Below are 20,065 nucleotides of genomic sequence, written 5' to 3' on the forward strand. Positions count from 1 at the left end.
CAAGGATTAACAGGATTAACAGGATGGTAATTTATAGATGGTTTAAATTATTCAAAAACAATTATTCAAAAACATCCTGAAAAAAAACCAACTGCCAAAAAACAATCATCCAACAACATCCTGTAAATCCTCAAATCCTGGACATCCTGATATGGCTACGCCACGCTTCGCTATCAGACAAAATAAAATCCCCAACTCCCACCAAAAATCATCCAATAACATCCTGTAAATCCTCAAATCCTGAAAATCCTGATATGGCTACGCCACGCTTCGCTATCAGACAAAAAAATCACCAACTCCCCACCAAAAATCATCCTGTAAATCCTTTATCCTAGATATCCTGATATGGCTACGCCACGCTTCGCTATCAGACAGTAATATAATATAGATATAATTTGCGCTAATAGCCTATGCAATCCCTAAATGTCACATTACCAGATACATTAGCCAATGCTCTTAATAGCTATATCAAAGATCAGGAAAATGTGTTACCTGCTAATGATATTATTGAAAATGCGATCATCGAATTTCTTGGTCAACGTGGTTATTTACCTCCAAAAAAAACAATTAACTTTACTCCTGCAACTCAGGGAAGTGGATTTTTGAATACTTCGGTAAATCATGATCAAATTCTCGCTGAACAAATATATTCACAATCATTGCCACCTAATACACCTTGAGAGCTATAATTGCCGACACTGGACCTCTTTATGCTGCTATAGATGTAGATGATCAATATCATCAGCGTTCAAAAATCCAAATACAAAGAATCAATGCAGAAAACTTAACAATCCTACTTTCCTTTCCTGTTTATCTAGAAACATATAATCTTTTGCTATATCGTCTGGGAACTGAACAAGCGATTAGTTTTGCTAAAGATTGCATAGGGTCAGTTTATTTTATCAACCCTTCCCAAGACCAATATATAGCAGCAACAGAAAAAGCTGCTCATTTTCCAGATCAAAAAATTACTCTTTGTGATGCTGTCACTGCTATTTTATCTGAAGAAATGAAGTTACCAGTATGGACTTATGACTATCATTTTGATGTCATGCAGGTACAAATATGGCGTTAAAATTGACTTTATCCTGTCAATCCTCAAATCCTGTACTTCGACTTGGCTCAGTAAGCATATCAACCCTCCAGAAATCCGAATTAGAGATTTAGGAAGTTTAAACGGGACTTATATTAATAATACAAAAATTGGCGGTAAGTAGGTGAACACAATAAAACCAAACTGTGTAAAGAAACGTAAAATCGCCTAAACCCTCTTCACTCTTGCCTCTTGCCTCTTGCCTTTTGCCTTGCCAATTAGAGATTTAGGAAGTTTAAACGGGACTTATATTAATAATACAAAAATTGGCGGTAAGTAGGTGAACACAATAAAACCAAACTGTGTAAAGAAACGTAAAATCGCCTAAACCCTCTTCACTCTTGCCCCTTGCCTCTTGCCTTTTGCCTTGCCATAACGACAATTTTCAACGCCAACCTACTTAATGGAAATATCCCCAAAAAATTAGCCCAAGTGATAGATTTAGCTTTAATTGAAAAACCGCAAATCTATTTGGATAGTGCTGAAAAATTCAAGGAAGCGTTAATTAAAATTTAAACTTAAAATTTATGATTTCCCTGACAATGCTAACCCAGCAGTTTCGGAACTTTTGGCAACCTAGAAAGGGACTAGCCATAGCAGAAGCTTCTGTAATTGGGATAGTAGCCGCCCTATCTGCGGTCTTACTCAAACAAGGTTCAGGGTGGTTGGGAACATGGCGAGTGCATACAACCCATATTTTTCCTGCGTGGATAACCCTGCCAATTATTGGTTTAAGTTTGGGGTTTCTTTCCGGTTGGTTAGTGCAACGATTAGCACCAGAAGCCTCTGGTAGTGGGATTCCCCAAGTCAAAGCCAGTCTAGCAAATGTGCCAGTTACCCTGTCATGGAGAGTAGCTTTTGTCAAGTTAATCTCAGCAATTATCGCCTTGGGTTCAGGATTAACCTTGGGTAGACAGGGACCGACAGTTCAAGTTGGTGCGGGGTTAGCAGCAGGTATGAGTCGCTTAGTTCCCACTTCTCCAGATCACCGCCGACAGATGATTGCAGCCGGTGCAGGGGCGGGTTTAGCAGCGGCTTTTAATGCACCTCTAGCCGGGGTGCTATTTATTATTGAAGAATTATTACAAGATTTATCCGGTTTAACATTAGGAACGGCAATAATTGCCTCTTTTATTGGTGGGGTAATTTCCCGGTGGTTAGGTGGTGGGAGTTTCCAACTAGACTTAAAACTGATTAATCACTCTAGCAGTTTCTCCCTATTAGAAATTCCAACTTTATTAATTTTAGGAATTTTAGCGGGTTTATTAGCAGCTTTATTTAATCAGGGGTTAATTTTCAGTATTCAAGCTTATCGCCGTTTACATATTAGTTTACCTTTGCGGGTGGCAATAGCGGGTTTGGCTTCTGGTTTAATTATGTCTTTGCTACCAGAGTATTTTCGGGATAATACAGGTTTGCGGGAGTTTTTAATTGCCAGTGAACCGAATATACCTTTAGCGGGAATTGCCTTTATTGCCCAATTTATTTTAACATTAATTGCCTTTGGTTCGGGCGCACCTGGGGGATTATTTGCACCGAGTTTAATTTTAGGTTCTTGTTTAGGACATATTATTGGCGTATGTGAATTGCAAGTATTTGGATTTGGTTCACCGACTACCTACGCATTAGCAGGAATGGGGGGGTTTTTTAGCGCGGTTTCTAAAGTTCCCATTACTGCTATTGTGATTGTTTTTGAAATGACGACAGATTTCAATTTAGTATTACCTTTGATGGTGGTATCTGTGACATCTTATCTGGTAGCGGAGAAGGTTGTTCCTGGTTCACTCTATGACAAACTTTTAAAATTAAATGGGATTGTTATTCAAAAGAATAGTCCGATGCAAGAGATATTAACTCAGTTAACTGCTAAGGATGTGATGCAGTGCTTGGTGGAAACTTTAGAAGCAGAAATGGCAGGAGATGAAGTTATTAAAGCTTTTTCTCGTTCCCATCATCGCGGGTTTCCTGTAGTAGAAAATAATAAATTAGTGGGCTTAGTTTCCCAAACTGATTTACAGAAGATTCGTAATCATCTTTTACCCCATGAAACTCTTTTAAAAGAAATTATGACACCTAAGCCGGTGACGGTGACACCAGCAGATAGATTAAGTCATGTTCTCTATTTATTAGATAGATATCAAATTAGTCGTTTACCTGTGGTAGATGGTAAAAAATTAATTGGGATTATTACTCGCGCTGATATTATTCGTGCTGAAGCAGATCATTTGAATGGCGAAAATGGGGTGACAGGTCCTCAAGCAGAACCTTCTTATTTAGTTTACCAAACGCGATCGCCTAGTATTGGCAGAGGGAGATTATTAGTTACCATTGCTAACCCGGAAACCGCTACGGCATTACTGGAAATGGCTGCGGCTATTGCCCGCGATCGCCATTATGAAATAGAATGTTTACAAATCATCTTAGTATCCCGTCACATTTCCCCAGCGGAAACCCCAGTCAACACCGCAAAAAGTCGCCGCTTACTCCGACAAGCTGAAAGTTTAGCCAAAAAACTGCACATTCCCATTCATACCCAAATTCGGGTCGCCCATGATGTCGCCCAAGCAATTTTAGAAACAACTAAGGAACGATACATAGATTTAATTTTCATGGGTTGGAAGGGAAATACATCTACCCCCGGCAGGATCTTTGGGAATGTTGTAGATACGGTAATTCGTCAAGCAAATTGTGATGTTGTTTTAGTAAAATTAGGCAATAATTTCCATTCATACCAACAATTTAAACGTTGGTTAGTACCAATGGCTGGGGGACCAAATGCACCTATTGCTATTAAATTATTACCAGCTTTAGTTACTTTAGCAAACGATATAGAAATTCGTTTAACTCAGGTAGTTAAATCTGGGGAATTTGCACCAGATATGACAGTTTTAGAAGAATCTACCCGTCAATTAATGCGTAACCGAAATTTACATAGTAATGTTGTTGCTGCTTCTTTAAAAGCTGAATCTGTCACCGCTGGAGTAATTGAGTTGGTGAAAACTGAAGGTTTCGATGTTGTAGTTTTGGGTGCTTCCCGTGAGGGATTATTACAACAAGCCATTCAAGGAAATATTCCCGAAGCGATCGCTTCTGGTGTTGATATTACGGTAATTTTAGTCAGCAGTGCAATTTCTTAACTATGATTTATGTGATTTTAATGAGTTATTGACCATCTTTGTTCTGACAAAAAATATGAATCAAATTACATCATAAAAATCATAAAAACCATAAAAATCATAGTTTAGACACCATTATCGAGAAGCAAGCTGTGGATCTCCCCAAATGCTACCTCTTTCACCAAAAGTTACCGCCTGATCCCCTTCTGCTGAAATATCTACAGTTCTACCATCATTAGTCACTTGCAACAGAGGCCAATTTTCCTCCCCTAATTCACCAGCACGGAATAACACATCATTAGGTTGCTTTTTACTCCAACCTAACAAAATGGCTATTTTTTCGTGATCATCTTCGGATTGCACAGGACTAACTACATTGAGATTATTTTGTTGAGGATTCCAAATTACAGCCTGATCTGTGGCATCTGCTGTATTGAAAATAGCCACAAATTTCCGGGCTAAAAAGCGATCGCCTTTTTCAGACCAACTCACAGGAACTAATACTCCCATCTTTCCATCACGATCCGCTTCTGCCGGCAAACTAGCCTGTCTTTTTAACAGCGGATCAATCACCACACTAGTTGATGTCATCACCCGTAACCGCTTAGTTTGTCTATCTTCCACAAACAACACACTATTAACTCGGCTATTGTGCATTTCCGGTTTTACTTCCATCTGCACCCGACTATAAATCGCATACTTGCCATCAGGAGAAACTACAGGAATACTCCGATAGTAGCGGACACCAGAACCACCTTTCCCTCCAACCGCTTCTTGAGTAGCCAAAATCCATTGCCAAGGGATAGGGTGGGGACTACCTATAGGATCAGTTTGTGCCGTCTCTGACTCATTTTGCTGTTCACTAACAGGAATTTCTCCGACTTTAGGTGTAACTGTTGATGTTGCCAATTCCTGAGATTCAGCATTCTCACTGACTGGGGAATTTAAATCAGCTTCTGCTTTTGCGTCCTGTAATTTTTGAATTAAATTAACTTGATTAACCGATGTTGGTTTTGGAAATTGTTCAACATTAACTGATTTTACAGTTTCACTAACAACATTATTCCCCACTTGAGAACTTTCTCTTTCTACCCCTGAAATCACCGAATCTTTCGGCAATGAATGTATTCCTTCGCCAACAGATATTTTTCCTGTTTGAGAGTTAACTTGAGCAAATTGTAAATTTAACTTCTTAGTAGTAGCACTTTCTGTCAATTTTGGATGAGATCTGCTAATGCCCGAACTCACAATTGCTGCTTTTAATTGTTTCGCTAAGGTAGGGTTAATAGATATGCCCGCGAAAGGTGAAATTATAATAAAAATGGCAATGTACTTGAGAAATGGTTGAACGCGGAACCATCCTGACACCAAAAGGGGTTTAAGCATGATGAGACTCTCTAAGGGCAGTTGCTAAGTGCGGGCAGTATTTATACAGGAACGGGAAAAAGCTATGACTATATGTATATCAACAAACGAAAAGCTTTTACGAGATAATTTATTCAAATGTTGCATCGCTTTACAAAAGTTTTGGTGTCACCATTTACCCCCTCATAATCTTTACATAATATACAATCATGACGGGATGAAAGTTAACAGTAAATTACATCTGTTAATAAATACCATCATTATTGTCAGTTTAAGCAATATCCATATTTAACACCAGTAGAATACAGGTATATCAGGAGCATAAATTCAAGCATTTAGTCGTCAGCAGTTCAGCAAGAATTGAATTGATCAGCATTCTGAATGTTAATTTACTGATGTCAGTCTCCCCCATTCAAAACCCCTCAAATCCTGTTTTGACTGAATACTTACGTAGCCAAGATCTCAAGATGCTATTAAAAACTGTCTTAGAGGTTGTTTTAAAAGCTTAAATTCATACATATCTGGGCGGTTAGAAACCGCGTCTACACAGGCGAAACCCACCTGCGTGGGTTTGAAAACCTTAATTTTCTGTTAGTCCACGAAAGTGGACTTTGTTTTCAAACATCCTTTTCAATCAAGTTATTTCCCAATAATAAGCTTTGTTTCTGGCTGTATATAATACCGCAGGAGTTAGCCCGTCAGAACCTATATACTGGCAAATATTAGATTAACCGATGCACAATCAATAATAAACAAAAACATTAAATTCATACACCCGAACAACAAACTGTAATTTACACTCGTAACCGCTGCGATTAAGCAGCCACAGTTTACTTTTAAATTGGGTAATTATTGAATAATTTTGATTTAGTAAAGAAATGACCAACTCTAAAACACAGTCAGACGCACAAAATCCGTCAACAGTAGATGCAAATAATAATATGCTTCCGAACCGAAAGCATCGCGGAACTAAGTACCTGGACTATTGATAGTTTATTGAAGCTGTTTTTACTCAACCAATAATAAACACTATACCATCAAACCATGAAAATTCATTTCCCATAATCAAAAATGCTCAACATAATTTTATTAATATTGAGATGCCGCAGTTGTCAGTGATGAGGAAGACACTTACCATTGATTAATGATTCATGACTTGTAATTAATAATTAATAACTAATGAAAGTAGTATTTTTTGGCACTCCAGATTTTGCAATTCCCACTTTAAAAAAACTCTTGGAAAGCAGTGATTTTCAGGTACTTGCTGTAATTACTCAACCAGATAAACGCCGAGAACGTGGGAATAAACTGACACCTTCACCCGTGAAAGCCTTAGCTACAGATCATCATATTCCAGTGTGGCAACCAGAAAGAGTCAAAAAAGATGTTGAAACCTTAACACAACTCAAGCAAATGGAAGCTGATGTGTTTGTAGTCATTGCCTATGGACAAATATTGTCTAAAAAGATATTAGATATGCCAAAGCTGGGTTGTGTCAACGTACATGGATCAATTCTCCCTCAATATCGGGGGGCTGCGCCAATTCAGTGGAGTATCTACAATGGCGAGAAAGAAACCGGGATCACAACTATGCTGATGGATAAAGGCATGGATACAGGTGATATGCTCCTAAAAGCAAATACACCGATTGATTTACTAGATAATGCTCAGATTTTAGCGGAAAAGTTAGCGATCGCTGGTGCAGATTTACTCATAGAAACCCTATATAAACTAGAACGCCAAGAAATCACACCAACTCCTCAAGATCATACCATAGCCACTTACGCATCCTTGATTCAAAAGCTAGACTATGAATTAGACTGGGCAAAAAGCGCCATCCAATTACACAATCAAATTCGTGGCTTTTATCCTAACTGTATTACCAGTTTCCGCAACCAACAATTGAAAATCACCGCTACTGTTCCCATAGAGGCTGCGTATATTCAAGAATTACCAGAGCAGTTACAAGAAAAAATAAACAAAATACCTAACTTATCAACGATATCAGGTCAACCGGGAGAAGTAGTAAACATTACAAAAGGACTAGGGGCAATTGTCCAAACAGGGACAGGTTTATTGCTGTTGCGAGAAGTGCAATTAACAGGTAAACGTCCCCAATCAGGATGGGATTTTGTCAATGGGACTCGATTAACTGTTGGGGAGGTAATGGGTAATGGGTAACAACTGACTAATTTTCATAAAACCGGCAGGATTTGCATGGTCCTTCTGGGTTAACAGCACAACGCATAATTTCTGAAAGAGCATTATAGTTACAGGTAGCATCACCGATAACCCAACGTCCCTCTACCAAACTTTTTTCTTCCGGTCTTTGCGCTTTTTGGACATAAATAGCGATATTGTGTAAACTATAGCGTCCTCCTCTAAGCTGATATCTATGACAACGCTCTAAAACTGCGTAGGTTTTTCCCTCAAAATCAAGATAGTTTCCCGGTTGGGGAGTCCAATCAAGTTGTAATTTACCAAGAGACTGACGCGGATGTGTCAAAATTATCTCAGTCGGTAAGGAATTTGGCTCCATAATCAGTTTATGTGATGTGATTTACATAGGGCTTGCTGAAAAAAGTCAAAAGTCAAAACGAAGACAGTATAGGCTTTTTAACGACTTAGAATGGTTGGTTGATTTACGCCGTGTTGTACTAGTATGACACCTTCTAAGAGGATGTTGGAAAAGTTTTTAATGTATAAATAAACCCCTCTCCAAACCTCTCCCCGACGCGGGGAGAGGCTTTGAAACCCCCCTTCCCTTGTAGGGAATTGGAATGGGGGGTTAGGTTTCTGGAGATTATCGGTTTCATCTAATACTTTTCAAACACCCTCTAAGGAATAGTACACTTTAAATTACCTAAATTAACCATTTGTTCCTGAGACTGGGGAATAGTTAGCTCAAAATTACAAATACCGCCTTCATAGTCCACATTAGCTGGATATTTTCCCGGAGCAACACTGTCTAAATAAAAATCTCCTTCCTTACCAATAGGTGAGTTAATAATTTGATTATTCACAGTTATATTTAATTGACCATAGGAAGGAATTACGGTTTTTCCTGATGTTTCTACCGACAAAGTACCGACAAGACTCTGAATTAGTTGCACAGGAAAACGCACAACTGCCCCACCTCGAAAAGGTGGGGTAATTACTTTTTCATTAGCATCAATTTTGTAGTTTAAAGGAATATCCTCATCTTGGATTTTCAAATTATTCCCATTATAAGGGCGCAGATTAGTAACTATTAAATTACCGCGAGAATCAGTGCGTCCAACTTCCTGATTATTACTGTAACCACGCACACCCCTTACCCCTGGAACTTGTATGAGTGCAAAGCTTTGGGTAACGGGAGGAGCAAGAAAAACACTATTTCCTATGCCGATAATACTACCAGAAACATTAACAGAACCACTATTTTTACCATTATTGCGGTTGAGGTTTAACTCATAAACGCCAAAGGGAGCGCGATACTGAATACTACCATTGCCGGGAATTTTTTCCCCGTTGGGGTTAACCTGAAGACGGTAGCCCAAGCCATTACCAGCCGGTGGAGATTTCTGTACGGATACAGTTGAGTTAATTGCAGTTTTACCATTGGTATTTTGCCGATTAATACTAGCTCTAGCATTACCTAAAGTATAATTGAAACCGATAAATAGTTCATTTGTAGTTGGTTGTGTAGGTTGGTTAGACCGGGTGAGATTGATAGATAAATCTGCACTGGAATTGAGACGCAAACTACTGGTGAGAGCCAGGCGGTTACTGTGTCCTTTATCACGGAAGTCAGAGGACGCATACTGCAAACCTAAGCTTAAATTACGGGTAGGAGATATAGAAATAAAAGCATTATTTTCTAACTTGGCTCTGTCATCTAATGCTGTCAAACTTAAATTAGCATATCGGTCACTCAACAGCCGCACCGAACCACCAAAACCGATATTACGACCAGAATAGCTATAAGTGAGGGCAGCCGCAGCCCCCGGTATTCCTGATTCACTACTGACGGCTAGGGATAGTCCTAAAGCCCCAAAGGGTAGGCTAGTGGTTAGAGTAGAACCACCACTAATTAAATTACTAGCAACCTCCAAGCGCCCGCCCAGGGTCAGGGAGTTGGTGATACCCTGACGATAGCGACCGAGAAAAGCCGGAGAACCATAATTAAAATTATCAGAGTCTAGTTTAAATCGCCGTAAACCTAAATTAAAACTGTAGTCAGATAAACCGGGTTTTAGTAACCCTGTAGCAAAATAAAAAGGTGAAGTAATTACCTGTTCTCGACCCAAAGCATCACGAATTACAACTTTTGTAGAACCACTACCGGAGGGTAGGAGTAAATTATCAAATTGAAAGCGACCGGGGGGTACTTCTGTTTGATTTACTCTTTGTCCATTAACAAAAACCTCTACTTTGGAAGGTGTTAAGGCTACACCAGATAAACTAAAAGTTGGTTGTTGAATGACATTAGGATTTAGTCCAAAATCCCGTGATTTACTCACACCAGCCATAAACATTCCTCCCCCTAAATCGCCAGTGCTGACAAAGGAATCACCAACTACCCATTTAGTTATTTGTCGGGGATTATCTAAGGTGAAATTTGTTAAACCTCGCAGCCAAGAACCATTAGTTTTGCGGGAAAAACTGCTATAAAGTAAACTTTTATTGATGCTTAATCCTGATTCTCCAAAAAATGTATAATTGTTGAAGTTGAATTTTTCAATGTCAACAGGTGAGTTAAAAGCATAATTAAAGAAAACACTAGTATCTTGACTATAAGTAATATTTTTTTGTGACTGACGACCTAAATTAAATGAGTTACTCTTTAATAATTCCGGTTGGGCTGTTATACTTAGAGTTAAGGCTTTTTCATCAAAAATATAGCTGACCTGGGGAGATAATGAAACCAGAGAAACATAAGTTTCATTATTAATGGTTTCTCGACTACCAGCGAAACTTTCTAACCCGGCTTTTTCTAAATCGGGAAGACTAACAAGAATATCCTTGGGGCGTAAAATCACAAAAATTGCTTCTTTAGCCACCTGATTAACGGTAAGTTCCAAAATGGCATTTTGTTCTTGTGCAGCAACCTCAGAACAGACTGCAAAACTCCAAGCAGAAACCAACAGCAACAACCAGCCATTATTTACATACATAAAACCATGAAAGTGCGCCCTTCTCTATTAACTGTTTTGCTACTTATGGCTAGTTCCGCTGCTCCCGCAATGGCAGGTAGTGCAAATGCTAATTTGAATGTTTCTGCTTCCGTAGTTCCTAGTATCACGATTACCCCACCTGTTGATCCTGTGCCAATACCAGTTGAGAACATAACTAATCCGTCTACTCCGGCAATGGTAACATTACCAATCGCTATCACTTTACCGAGTGGTATTACTGGGAAAATTACCCTGGGACAAGGACAAAATGCCTCTACTGGCTCCACAGACACTAACCCCGTGCGCCGCATGACTGATGGTGACGGAAATTATCTATTGTATGAATTATATCAAGATGAATCTAGGACAATAATTTGGGGGAACACCGATAACACTGCTTTGTCATTGACTGGTACGGGTTCAGCCAGTAATGTCAATCTTTATATTAAGATTCCGGCGGGGCAAAATGTGCCGGCGGGAAATTACCAGGACACGATGCAACTGAGAGCGACTTTGTAAGCATTTTGAAATTAACCCCACCCTAACCCCTTACAAGGGTAGGTATTTTACATTGTCGTGAGGGCAAGACAAGGCGGACAAGGTGGACAAGGTGACAAGGGAGGAAAACAGTACAAAGTCTGTATTCTTAGTCACAAAAATAGTCCGTCAAAAAACCATTGTCCGTATAAAATCTTCCTTGTCCATCCCTTCGACTACGCTCAGGACAAGCCTTCCTTGTCTTCGGTGGTCTTGCCTTCACAAATCATATTAAAAACCTACCCCTGTGAGGGGGACTAAGGGGGGTAAGCAGCAGCACAAGCGCCCTGGGGAGTATCTAGGGTCTCTTTAAAGGTGGTTTTTGCAGTTTTTACTTCCACTACCAGTTTCTTGACCCCATTATATTTTTCCTTGGGTGGTAATCCTACACTGTAGGATTTAGTATTACCCGCTAAAATATACCAACTATTAACAGCAGTTTCAATGATTTTTTCCCCTGTGGCACTTAGTCCTTGCACTGTTATTTGCTGTGGACGAAGATTGACATTACCAGTATTATTAATCTCAAAAGATAAATTACCTTTTTTGATTGCTAGTTGTCCCATTTTTCCTGACTGGTTGATTTGGCTCGGTTGTAGAAAAATAGGAATACTTAAATTAGTTAAGACTTGGATGGCATTCTGGGTGGGTTGACTGGTTTTTGTCGGTAGTTCTTCCACAATCAATCGGTAAGTTTTTTCGACAGTATTAATGGGAACTTTAGAACCGAGTCTAATTTGCCGTTCTCCTTGGGATTCTACGGAAAGTAGAGATGGAAACAGAATAATATCTTCAGTAGGAGTGAGTTTGTCTTCTCCTTGGGCATTTTGTTCCCATTTGAATACTTTGAATTGAAAGCTGGCAGCACTGGTATCCTGATTACGTAATTTCAGCAGAGCAGTGGAAACTCTGGGAGAAAGAACAACATTAATGGGACTAACGCTATAATTACTTGCGTTGGCTTGGGATGTTTTAAAACATAAGCCCAGAAATAGGCTGGGAAACAGCAGTAATTTTAAGCGGGAACTGAGGGTAAACACGAGAATTAACCTTATTTGCAGGGTGCGTTAGGACAGAAACGTAACGCACCAAAATTTTGCGTCGTGGGTTACGGATATCGCTTGTGTAATTTTTACCAGATGTCTTTTGGATGATCAGGGCTTAGTAAGTAACAGTAGCTGTTACAGTTGCCCGACTTCTTCAAGAATTCGGGCATCTAAGTATTAAATTCTCTTAACAATTGATTTGAGCTACTACAGCATCAGAGTATGAACCGGCAAAAGCAGTTTGTCCAGATGGGATTCTACCGTAAATAGTAGTAGTATCTTGTGGATTACCATTCGACTGTAGCTACTACAGTATCAGAGTAAGTAGTGTCATCAGCAGTTTGTCCAGCTGGGATTCTACCGTAAATAGTAGTAACTTGTGCACTACCATTTCCCATAGGGTTCGGACTAGTATCAAGAGTATTTCCCCAATTTGTAGTGCGTCCTGAATTCTGGTAAATGTTATAATTGATATATTCATTAGTAGAACTCTTAAGCCTACGTTCTGGGGAGACATTAGTAGACCCAGTTGTAGGATTTGCGCCTTGTCCTAACCTAATATACGTTCCCCCACCATTACTGCAAGTTGTAGTTACAGTTGCTGTTGCATCTAAGTGAGTGTTGGCATGAGTAACGATTGGATCATAATCGCCAAATGCAAGTGGAGTCGTAGAAATACTGCAGCTATGAATAACAGTAGTTGAGACAGTTATATTACTTGTTGCTGTACCTGCCATTGCTGGAGCGGCATAACCGGCAGTGATTAAGATGGCGGAAGCTAAAGCAAAACGACGAATCATGGTTTAAGTTTCCTGGTTACAAAAAAATGTTAGGTTGAGAAAATATGTCTTTTGGTGGATAATTTTTTCTCAGTGTATGTTATCATTCACCCCCCCCGCATACATCAATATAAATACTGATTTTATTGGGAATTGAGAAAATTTATTATACAAGCTATGGATATCCATGAAGATGCTGAAAATACTTTATTTAGCTGCATTGATTACAAATAAACATTTACACATATTCCGAAATAAGTAAATAAAGTTACTTAACACATAAATACCTCTCAATGCCTCTTTTTTCAACGGGGCTTTCAGGCTCTATCCCTTATGAAACAAGCTGTTTAACCGCCTTGTCACCCGTTAAGCCTCTTTTACTCTCCCTGCAACTGCGGTTAGATGATGTGATGCCCTGGTGTTGATAGTTGGGACAATTCATTCTCTATAATTAAATCATCCATAACGGTGAAGTTAAGGTATATAAATCATGGTTCAAGTTTTACAAAAACCAGTAACCTTTGCAGAATTTGCAGATTGGAAACCAGATGGAGAACGCTATGAACTGCATAATGGAGTAATTGTGGAAATGTCACAACCATTAGGACCACATGAAGATATCATAGGATTCTTGATAGAAGAATTAGTAACTGAGTACAAACGACTGAAGTTATCTTATTCCATTCCCAAGCAAGCATTAGTCAAACCACCTGAAAGCGAATCAGGTTATGTACCAGATATTTTATTATTAAACAAAACTAATTTAGTCAATGAACCTCTGTGGCAAAAACAATCAACTGTAACTCAAGCTGCTTCTATTCCCTTAATTGTTGAGGTTGTTAGTACAAATTGGCGTGATGACTACTTAACTAAATTACGAGATTATGAAGAGATTGGCATTCCTGAATATTGGATTATTGATTATTTAGGTTTAGGAGGTACTCGTTATATAGGTAGTCCTAAACAACCTACTATATCTATTTACTTATTAATTGAAAGTGAGTATCAAGTAAGGCAATTTAGAAATGATGAAAAGATCATATCATCAACTTTTCCAGATTTGAATTTGACTGCTCAACAGATTTTTCAATCTGGTAATACCTGAGTTCGGTGTTAGGAGTTCGGAGTTTCTCCTTCGGAGACGCTACGCGAACGGAGTTATGATTTTTTCAACGAGATCATAAGGGTTTGAGACTCATACTTGGGGCAGTTTTCCACAAATTATCTTATGTCGAACTCAGGTGGTAATAATATTTGTTGACACTCCCCGGTCTAAAGACACGGGGATTCTTAAGATTTCACAATCTTAATATCTTGTTTGCACAAGTTCCCAGACTCAGTACGTTTGCACAAAAGTGCGTGCTGATACCGCCAGTTGCTCTACTTGGGGAAACCCCAAGACCGCACTGGCTCATCTTCTGGGCGTTTAGCTGTTAAAGAGCAAGTTTCGCGGAGTCCCCACGTACTATATTTCGACTTCGCTCAATACAAGTTTTGAAACCTCTATCTCTGATAGTCTTTGCAGCACCAATATCGGCGTGTTCGTGATATCCGCATTCCGTACAAATGAATTTCTCACCATCACGGTTTGACTTATCAGTATGCCCACAATTTCTGCATTCTTGACTGGAGTATTTAGGATTAATTTTAATTACAACTTTTCCTTGCTTCACAGCGAGATACTCAATTTTTAAAATCAAATCACTCCAACTTGCATCAGAAATAGAACGGTTTAATCCTTTTTTTCTAGACTGGCCATTCTTTAAAAATCTCCCTGTTTTTTCATCGGTTTTAACTTTGCAACGCCTCAACATACCGGAGATGTTTAAATCTTCTAAGGCAATAGCATCAACCTTTCTAGAAACTATTGTATTAGCAACACTCCATTGATAAGCAGTCCGTTTATCTGTAATCTTTTTGTGAAACCGTCCTACTTTATTAGCTGCTTTTTTACGATTCTTACTACCCTTGACTTTACGATTAACCCGTCGCTGTCTAATTTTTAAAGTGCGTCTAGCTTTTTTATTGGTTGAGAATTTAGGATTATCAATTTGATATCTGTCGGAGAAATGGACAAGCAAATCGAAAAAAGTCTTGATTTGTAGATTGGGGTGAGGTACGTTCACGTTCGCGGAGCGTGGCGTTAGCCATAGTGTGGCGATAGCTTGCGTGGCGACGTAGAAGCCATAGCCATAACCCAACATGAGCGTCGGGTTTCGCTGTCGCTTAACCCGACCTACAAAAAATGGACAAGGTATTGATATAGCAATCCTAAATGAAATGTGGCGTTGCTGATTAAGGGTATGAATTTTAGTCTCACGCAAAGGCGAGGCAGCGCGGTCTTGGGGGTTTCCCCCATGAGCGACTGCCGTAGCAAAGACGCACTGAGGTAAGAGTTTTAAAGATTCAATTTGGGAATTTCATACCTCGATTCAGCAACGCCTATTTCTTGTAGTACGGGCATCTTGCCCGCAAGAATTATACAAATTAAATGCACAACAGCTTATCCCTTGCGGGACAGAAGGAATAGGTGGGTTCAGAACCCTTAATTTTTCATTAGTCCACGTTTGTAGCGAATTAATTAGCCTGTATCGCTTATATCTCAGGTCTAAAGACACTGAGCTTTACGCTTACTGGGTAATCCTGTGAGGAACGCAAATTTAATAACCTGCAATTCTGATTTAACGTGGAATGGTGCGTTACGCTGTCGCTAACACACCCTACTTTTGCTACTTTTGCACCTTGTACTTTATTTAAGATTTAATTCAGATTCCTAGGGAACCATTTGGGTACACACTAGATAGCCATGTTGCTGATTACAACTAGATAACAGCGATCTTAATAGATGAATTGTCCAAAGTGTCTATTACATTGTTTGAAGTTATGTAGCCTTTTACTTACAAGCTATCAAGCTCTGGGGTAAACTATGCCTTGATTATGATTATTTCACCTCAGAAGAACACCCGAAAGGAGCAGTTTTTTCAATGTCTCATACCGTAAAAATCTACGACACCTGCATTGGCTGTACACAATGCGTCCGCGCTTGTCCTACTGACGTACTAGAAATGGTTCCTTGGGATGGCTGTAAGGCTGCTCAAGTGGCTGCTTCTCCCCGCACTGAAGACTGTGTAGGTTGTAAGCGTTGTGAAACTGCTTGCCCCACCGACTTTTTGAGTATTCGCGTTTATTTAGGCGCTGAAACAACTCGCAGCATGGGCTTGGCTTACTAAGAATTTCATTTCTAAATTCTTGGTACTTTAGTGCTGGGGAATGAGAACGGGAGAAACATCAAGATTCTTTCGTAATTCCTCAGCATTTTTATGGGAGGAGTCAGGAGGAAGAAGAAAGAAGAATAGTTTTTACCAATGACCAATTTGCTAAAGTGGCTTATTCATTTCAGCAACTATACTTAAAATTTAATCATCCTGAAACTGGAGTGGTTTAAGCAATGTGTGGAATAGTTGGATATATAGGCACTCAGACAGCGACAGATATTTTACTGGCTGGATTAGAGAAATTAGAATATAGAGGTTACGATTCGGCGGGAATTGCCACTATTTTGGAAGGTGACGTGCATTGTGTGCGGGCTAAGGGTAAATTACTCAATTTGCGTTCTAAACTAGAACAAATCGAAAATCCTTCCCAAATTGGGATTGGTCATACGCGCTGGGCAACTCATGGTAAACCGGAAGAGTACAATGCCCATCCTCATTTAGATACGGGGCTGCGAATAGCTGTTGTACAAAATGGGATTATTGAGAATTATCGAGAGTTGCGAGAAAGTTTAAAGGCGTTAGGACATGAATTTCGCTCGGAAACAGATACAGAGGTAATTCCTCATTTGATTGCTGAGTGTTTCAAAAATTCTCCTCAAAGTTCTACTTCTCCTTCGGTGTTTTTAGACGCGGTGCGAGAAGCTGTAAGTAAATTAGAGGGGGCTTATGCTGTTGCCGTTATTTCTGCTGATTATCCTGATGAGTTGATTGTAGTTCGTCAACAAGCACCTTTAGTGATTGGGTTTGGACAGGGTGAGTTTTTCTGTGCTTCCGATACGCCGGCGATTGTTCCTTATACCCGCGCTGTGTTGTCCCTAGAGAACGGTGAAATTGCTCGTTTGACTCCTTTAGGGGTGGAAGTCTATAACTTTGCGGGAAATCGCTTGAAAAAGCATCCTCGGACTTTGAACTGGAATCCCATTATGGTGGAAAAGCAGGGATTCAAACATTTTATGCTCAAGGAAATTTATGAGCAACCGGGGGTAGTCCGGGATTGTTTAGAGGCTTATTTCTCAACGGTGGAGAATGGAGAAATTACTGCGGAATCACCGGTGAAATTGGATTTACCAGCGGAATTTTACGCAGATTTAGAACAAGTTCAAATTGTTGCCTGTGGTACAAGTTGGCACGCGGCATTGGTGGGTAAATATCTATTAGAACAGTTGGCAGGAATTCCAACTCAGGTACAATATGCTTCAGAGTTTCGATATGCGCCTTCACCATTAACGGCTAATACTTTGACAATTGGGGTTACACAATCTGGTGAAACTGCTGATACTTTGGCGGCTTTGGCGATGGAAAAAGAACGCCGACAAGGGAAAGAATCTAAGTATCAAGCGCGACTTTTGGGGATTACTAATCGCCCGGAAAGTAGTTTGGGTAATATGGTGGCGAATATTATCAATACTCATGGGGGAATTGAAATTGGTGTAGCGGCGACGAAAACTTTTATAGCGCAATTGATGGCGTTTTATGCTTTGGCGTTAGATTTGGCTTATCGTCGTCAGGAGATTAGTGATTCGAGATTTGAGGAAATTCTCACGGGTTTACGGCAGTTACCAGGGGAAATTGAGGCGATTTTAGAAACTCAAGAACGTTATATTGAACATTTGGTACATGATTTCTCAGAGACAAAAGATTTTATCTTTATTGGTAGGGGAATTAATTTCCCGATCGCGTTAGAAGGGGCTTTAAAATTAAAGGAAATTAGCTATATTCACGCCGAAGGTTATCCAGCGGGAGAAATGAAACATGGACCGATCGCTCTATTAGATGCTAAAGTGCCAGTGGTGGCGATCGCTGTTCCTGGTAATGTATATGAAAAGGTAATTTCTAATGCCCAAGAAGCAAAAGCCAGAGATTCCCGATTGATTGGTGTAACTTCTGTGAAAGATGGTGAAGCGGCGGAAATCTTTAATGATTTAATTCCGGTTTCGGAAGTTGAGGAAATTCTTTCGCCAATTCTCACAGTAATACCATTGCAATTGTTAGCTTATCATATTGCTGCCCGACGAGGTTTGGATGTAGATCAGCCAAGGAATTTGGCGAAGTCGGTAACAGTTGAATAATTGATATTTTGTAGGGGTTTAGCATTGCTAAACCCTGATATTTTGACAATTGCAAAATTTTCCTTCCCCATAGCTTCTTAATTTTGACTTCCCATATAATACCAGCATATTTATTGACAAAATCATCAAATCGCGTATAATTAGTAATATTTATTTCAAACTATATTTTTTACCGTCAGTTATGAAACTTAAACCAATTCTGCAAATACTTTCAGGACTCACCATCACCCCCATTATCGCCTTAGCTGTACATCAACCCAGCTATGCAGGGGAAAAATATGACTGCGATACCAGCACTAAAGACCCTATCACCTATGTTCGCACAAATCGCGGACGTGAACCAATGCTACTTTGGCAAAGTAACTATTTTCGTACTTCTAAGCAAGAACGCTGTCGCATCGTTAGCGATAGATTACAGAGATACGATGATAATAAAATGATACCGTATCTCACATCTAGAAAAAACATAAATGGATATCCCGTGCTGTGTATAGTTGATAGAGTGCGTGGTAACTGCCTCAAGGAAGATGTAGTTGTTACTCTTCAACCTGGTACTGATTCTGGAAGAGTTTTGAGACAGATAAAATATTTCCGTCGAGGTGCTGCTGGTGCAAGACCTGTACCCTTGAGTGGTAGTAAAACTATGTTCTATGAAGATGGTGATTTTTACATTAACCTGAATGAAATTTTAGAAGAAGAAAATTAAGACAGTGATAAACAAATAGTTGAGTCCAACTTTTCAATGATTCGCAAATGTCTACTGTCAGGAATCCATTTTGGACTCCTACTGTTCACCTGTCTGGGAGGAATAGCTGTTTCTCTCCCAGCAGAAGCACCAATGTTATTACCCTCATTATCTTTTAATCGGGTTTCAGTTGAACCAATAAAGCAAATAGCAAAATCAATCACTGTTAAAATTCTGTCAAAAGGGTTTTTGGGAACAGGAACACTCATCAATAAACAAGGGAAAATTTATACTGTTATTACTAATGATCATGTATTAAACGCTGCTGAACCTCCTTATCAAATTCAAACTCCTGATGGTAGAATTTATGAGGCTCAAGTTTCCCAATTGGTGAAATTTGGAGATGATGATTTAGGCTTATTACAGTTTAATTCTGATCAAGTTTATGAAATTGTATCTGTGGGAAATTCATCTGCATTAACGGTAGGGGATGAAGTTTTTGCGAGTGGCTTTACCAGCGAAAATAAGGAGATAATTTTTACTAATGGTAATTTATCCCTATTACTTGATAAACCTTTAGAGGGAGGCTATCAAATGGGATATACCAATGATATTTATAAAGGTATGAGTGGGGGTTCATTATTGAATATTCAAGGTGAGTTGGTGGGTATTAATGGCTTACACAAAAATCCTTTATGGGAAGCGCCTGATTTATATATTGATGGTTCACAACCTTGTAAACCTTTACAGGATATGATCATTCGTTCTAGTTGGGCTATCCCGATAGAAACTGTAGGACGACTTGCTCCTAAATTGGTACAATTAAAACTACCTCAGTTGTTTATTTCACCTTTAGAATCGGAGAGGTATATTGATTATACAGCTTTGCAAATGCAGGTTGAAGCGGCGGCGGCTAAAAGTTGTAATATAAAATTGTGAGAATT

The 20,065-nt window shown here is 39.4% G+C and carries 19 protein-coding genes; 12 read left to right on the top strand and 7 right to left on the bottom strand.

What is annotated here, in order from left to right; all coding sequences use genetic code 11:
* Positions 1 to 410: 410 nt before the first annotated feature.
* The 5 genes from CA730_RS20695 to CA730_RS20710 all read left to right on the top strand — a co-directional run bounded on the left by CA730_RS20695 (position 411) and on the right by CA730_RS20710 (position 4,230).
* Positions 411 to 680 carry a hypothetical protein gene (locus CA730_RS20695; protein ID WP_096670151.1) on the top strand — a complete coding sequence of 90 codons (270 nt, stop codon included), beginning with the start codon at positions 411 to 413 and terminating at the stop codon, positions 678 to 680.
* Entirely contained in the window at positions 677 to 1,075 is a 399-nt protein-coding gene (locus tag CA730_RS20700) for a type II toxin-antitoxin system VapC family toxin (protein WP_096670153.1), read from the top strand. The genes CA730_RS20695 and CA730_RS20700 overlap by 4 nt, the downstream gene beginning before the upstream one ends.
* Entirely contained in the window at positions 1,047 to 1,217 is a 171-nt protein-coding gene (locus CA730_RS20705) for an FHA domain-containing protein (protein WP_231939900.1), read from the top strand. Before CA730_RS20700 ends, CA730_RS20705 begins: the two co-directional genes overlap by 29 nt.
* 87 nt (positions 1,218 to 1,304) lie before the next feature.
* Positions 1,305 to 1,373 carry an FHA domain-containing protein gene (locus CA730_RS26505; RefSeq protein WP_407919807.1) on the top strand — a complete coding sequence of 23 codons (69 nt, stop codon included), beginning with the start codon at positions 1,305 to 1,307 and terminating at the stop codon, positions 1,371 to 1,373.
* 247 nt (positions 1,374 to 1,620) lie between these two features.
* Positions 1,621 to 4,230, top strand: coding sequence for a chloride channel protein (locus CA730_RS20710; protein ID WP_096670157.1), 2,610 nt, complete (start codon positions 1,621 to 1,623; stop codon positions 4,228 to 4,230).
* Between the two features lie 114 nt (positions 4,231 to 4,344).
* Here the strand turns inward: CA730_RS20710 and CA730_RS20715 are convergent, their stop codons facing one another.
* Positions 4,345 to 5,595 carry a hypothetical protein gene (locus tag CA730_RS20715; RefSeq protein ID WP_096670159.1) on the bottom strand — a complete coding sequence of 417 codons (1,251 nt, stop codon included), beginning with the start codon at positions 5,593 to 5,595 and terminating at the stop codon, positions 4,345 to 4,347.
* A gap of 1,158 nt (positions 5,596 to 6,753) precedes the next feature.
* Between CA730_RS20715 and fmt the strand changes: the two genes are divergently transcribed.
* Complete coding sequence (gene fmt / locus CA730_RS20720; RefSeq protein ID WP_096670161.1) at positions 6,754 to 7,755, top strand: methionyl-tRNA formyltransferase; 1,002 nt, start codon at positions 6,754 to 6,756, stop codon at positions 7,753 to 7,755.
* 7 nt (positions 7,756 to 7,762) lie between these two features.
* Here fmt and CA730_RS20725 read toward each other — a convergent pair whose 3' ends face one another.
* On the bottom strand, positions 7,763 to 8,113 hold the full coding sequence (locus CA730_RS20725; RefSeq protein WP_096670163.1) for a DUF6464 family protein: 351 nt from the start codon (positions 8,111 to 8,113) through the stop codon (positions 7,763 to 7,765).
* Positions 8,114 to 8,411: 298 nt separating this feature from the next.
* Positions 8,412 to 10,730: a fimbria/pilus outer membrane usher protein gene (locus tag CA730_RS20730; protein ID WP_096670165.1), complete on the bottom strand. Its 2,319-nt coding sequence runs from the start codon at positions 10,728 to 10,730 to the stop codon at positions 8,412 to 8,414.
* A 6-nt stretch (positions 10,731 to 10,736) separates the two neighbouring features.
* Here CA730_RS20730 and CA730_RS20735 point away from each other — a divergent pair, with 6 nt between their 5' ends.
* Positions 10,737 to 11,249: a Csu type fimbrial protein gene (locus tag CA730_RS20735; protein WP_096670167.1), complete on the top strand. Its 513-nt coding sequence runs from the start codon at positions 10,737 to 10,739 to the stop codon at positions 11,247 to 11,249.
* A gap of 275 nt (positions 11,250 to 11,524) precedes the next feature.
* Here CA730_RS20735 and CA730_RS20740 read toward each other — a convergent pair whose 3' ends face one another.
* The 3 genes from CA730_RS20740 to CA730_RS20750 form a co-directional block, all read right to left on the bottom strand.
* The gene (locus tag CA730_RS20740) at positions 11,525 to 12,307 is read right to left on the bottom strand and encodes a fimbrial biogenesis chaperone (RefSeq protein ID WP_231939901.1); all 783 of its coding nucleotides are present in this window, start codon (positions 12,305 to 12,307) and stop codon (positions 11,525 to 11,527) included.
* Between the two features lie 193 nt (positions 12,308 to 12,500).
* Positions 12,501 to 12,581 (bottom strand): hypothetical protein, encoded by an 81-nt coding sequence (locus CA730_RS26510; RefSeq protein ID WP_096572645.1) that lies wholly within the window; start codon positions 12,579 to 12,581, stop codon positions 12,501 to 12,503.
* Positions 12,582 to 12,600: 19 nt separating this feature from the next.
* The gene (locus CA730_RS20750; RefSeq protein ID WP_096670169.1) at positions 12,601 to 13,113 is read right to left on the bottom strand and encodes a Csu type fimbrial protein; all 513 of its coding nucleotides are present in this window, start codon (positions 13,111 to 13,113) and stop codon (positions 12,601 to 12,603) included.
* Between the two features lie 469 nt (positions 13,114 to 13,582).
* Between CA730_RS20750 and CA730_RS20755 the strand changes: the two genes are divergently transcribed.
* Positions 13,583 to 14,197: a Uma2 family endonuclease gene (locus CA730_RS20755; protein ID WP_096670171.1), complete on the top strand. Its 615-nt coding sequence runs from the start codon at positions 13,583 to 13,585 to the stop codon at positions 14,195 to 14,197.
* Between the two features lie 328 nt (positions 14,198 to 14,525).
* On the opposite strand, the gene CA730_RS20760 is transcribed toward CA730_RS20755, so the two are convergent.
* On the bottom strand, positions 14,526 to 15,218 hold the full coding sequence (locus CA730_RS20760) for an RNA-guided endonuclease InsQ/TnpB family protein (protein WP_197705473.1): 693 nt from the start codon (positions 15,216 to 15,218) through the stop codon (positions 14,526 to 14,528).
* Between the two features lie 858 nt (positions 15,219 to 16,076).
* Between CA730_RS20760 and psaC the strand changes: the two genes are divergently transcribed.
* The 4 genes from psaC to CA730_RS20780 all read left to right on the top strand — a co-directional run bounded on the left by psaC (position 16,077) and on the right by CA730_RS20780 (position 20,060).
* Positions 16,077 to 16,322: a photosystem I iron-sulfur center protein PsaC gene (psaC, locus tag CA730_RS20765; protein WP_015080270.1), complete on the top strand. Its 246-nt coding sequence runs from the start codon at positions 16,077 to 16,079 to the stop codon at positions 16,320 to 16,322.
* Between the two features lie 218 nt (positions 16,323 to 16,540).
* Positions 16,541 to 18,436 (top strand): glutamine--fructose-6-phosphate transaminase (isomerizing), encoded by a 1,896-nt coding sequence (glmS, locus tag CA730_RS20770; protein WP_096670173.1) that lies wholly within the window; start codon positions 16,541 to 16,543, stop codon positions 18,434 to 18,436.
* A gap of 181 nt (positions 18,437 to 18,617) precedes the next feature.
* Positions 18,618 to 19,142 carry a COP23 domain-containing protein gene (locus CA730_RS20775; protein ID WP_096670175.1) on the top strand — a complete coding sequence of 175 codons (525 nt, stop codon included), beginning with the start codon at positions 18,618 to 18,620 and terminating at the stop codon, positions 19,140 to 19,142.
* A 132-nt stretch (positions 19,143 to 19,274) separates the two neighbouring features.
* Positions 19,275 to 20,060, top strand: a complete 786-nt coding sequence (locus tag CA730_RS20780) for a S1 family peptidase (protein WP_096671696.1) — start codon at positions 19,275 to 19,277, stop codon at positions 20,058 to 20,060.
* Positions 20,061 to 20,065: the final 5 nt, after the last annotated feature.

The sequence above is a fragment of the Dolichospermum compactum NIES-806 genome (assembly GCF_002368115.1).
Taxonomy (GTDB): domain Bacteria; phylum Cyanobacteriota; class Cyanobacteriia; order Cyanobacteriales; family Nostocaceae; genus Dolichospermum; species Dolichospermum compactum.

Excerpts from the sequence above, each read along its gene's own strand:
- CA730_RS20755 (WP_096670171.1), top strand. The coding sequence starts at position 13,583 with ATGGTTCAAGTTTTACAAAAACCAGTAACCTTTGCAGAATTTGCAGAT.
- CA730_RS20780 (WP_096671696.1), top strand. The coding sequence starts at position 19,275 with ATGTTATTACCCTCATTATCTTTTAATCGGGTTTCAGTTGAACCAATA.
- glmS (WP_096670173.1), top strand. The coding sequence starts at position 16,541 with ATGTGTGGAATAGTTGGATATATAGGCACTCAGACAGCGACAGATATT.
- CA730_RS20705 (WP_231939900.1), top strand. The coding sequence starts at position 1,047 with ATGTCATGCAGGTACAAATATGGCGTTAAAATTGACTTTATCCTGTCA.
- CA730_RS20775 (WP_096670175.1), top strand. The coding sequence starts at position 18,618 with ATGAAACTTAAACCAATTCTGCAAATACTTTCAGGACTCACCATCACC.
- CA730_RS20730 (WP_096670165.1), bottom strand. The coding sequence starts at position 10,730 with ATGTATGTAAATAATGGCTGGTTGTTGCTGTTGGTTTCTGCTTGGAGT.
- CA730_RS20750 (WP_096670169.1), bottom strand. The coding sequence starts at position 13,113 with ATGATTCGTCGTTTTGCTTTAGCTTCCGCCATCTTAATCACTGCCGGT.
- psaC (WP_015080270.1), top strand. The coding sequence starts at position 16,077 with ATGTCTCATACCGTAAAAATCTACGACACCTGCATTGGCTGTACACAA.
- CA730_RS20725 (WP_096670163.1), bottom strand. The coding sequence starts at position 8,113 with ATGGAGCCAAATTCCTTACCGACTGAGATAATTTTGACACATCCGCGT.
- CA730_RS20695 (WP_096670151.1), top strand. The coding sequence starts at position 411 with ATGCAATCCCTAAATGTCACATTACCAGATACATTAGCCAATGCTCTT.
- fmt (WP_096670161.1), top strand. The coding sequence starts at position 6,754 with ATGAAAGTAGTATTTTTTGGCACTCCAGATTTTGCAATTCCCACTTTA.
- CA730_RS20735 (WP_096670167.1), top strand. The coding sequence starts at position 10,737 with ATGAAAGTGCGCCCTTCTCTATTAACTGTTTTGCTACTTATGGCTAGT.
- CA730_RS20710 (WP_096670157.1), top strand. The coding sequence starts at position 1,621 with ATGATTTCCCTGACAATGCTAACCCAGCAGTTTCGGAACTTTTGGCAA.
- CA730_RS20715 (WP_096670159.1), bottom strand. The coding sequence starts at position 5,595 with ATGCTTAAACCCCTTTTGGTGTCAGGATGGTTCCGCGTTCAACCATTT.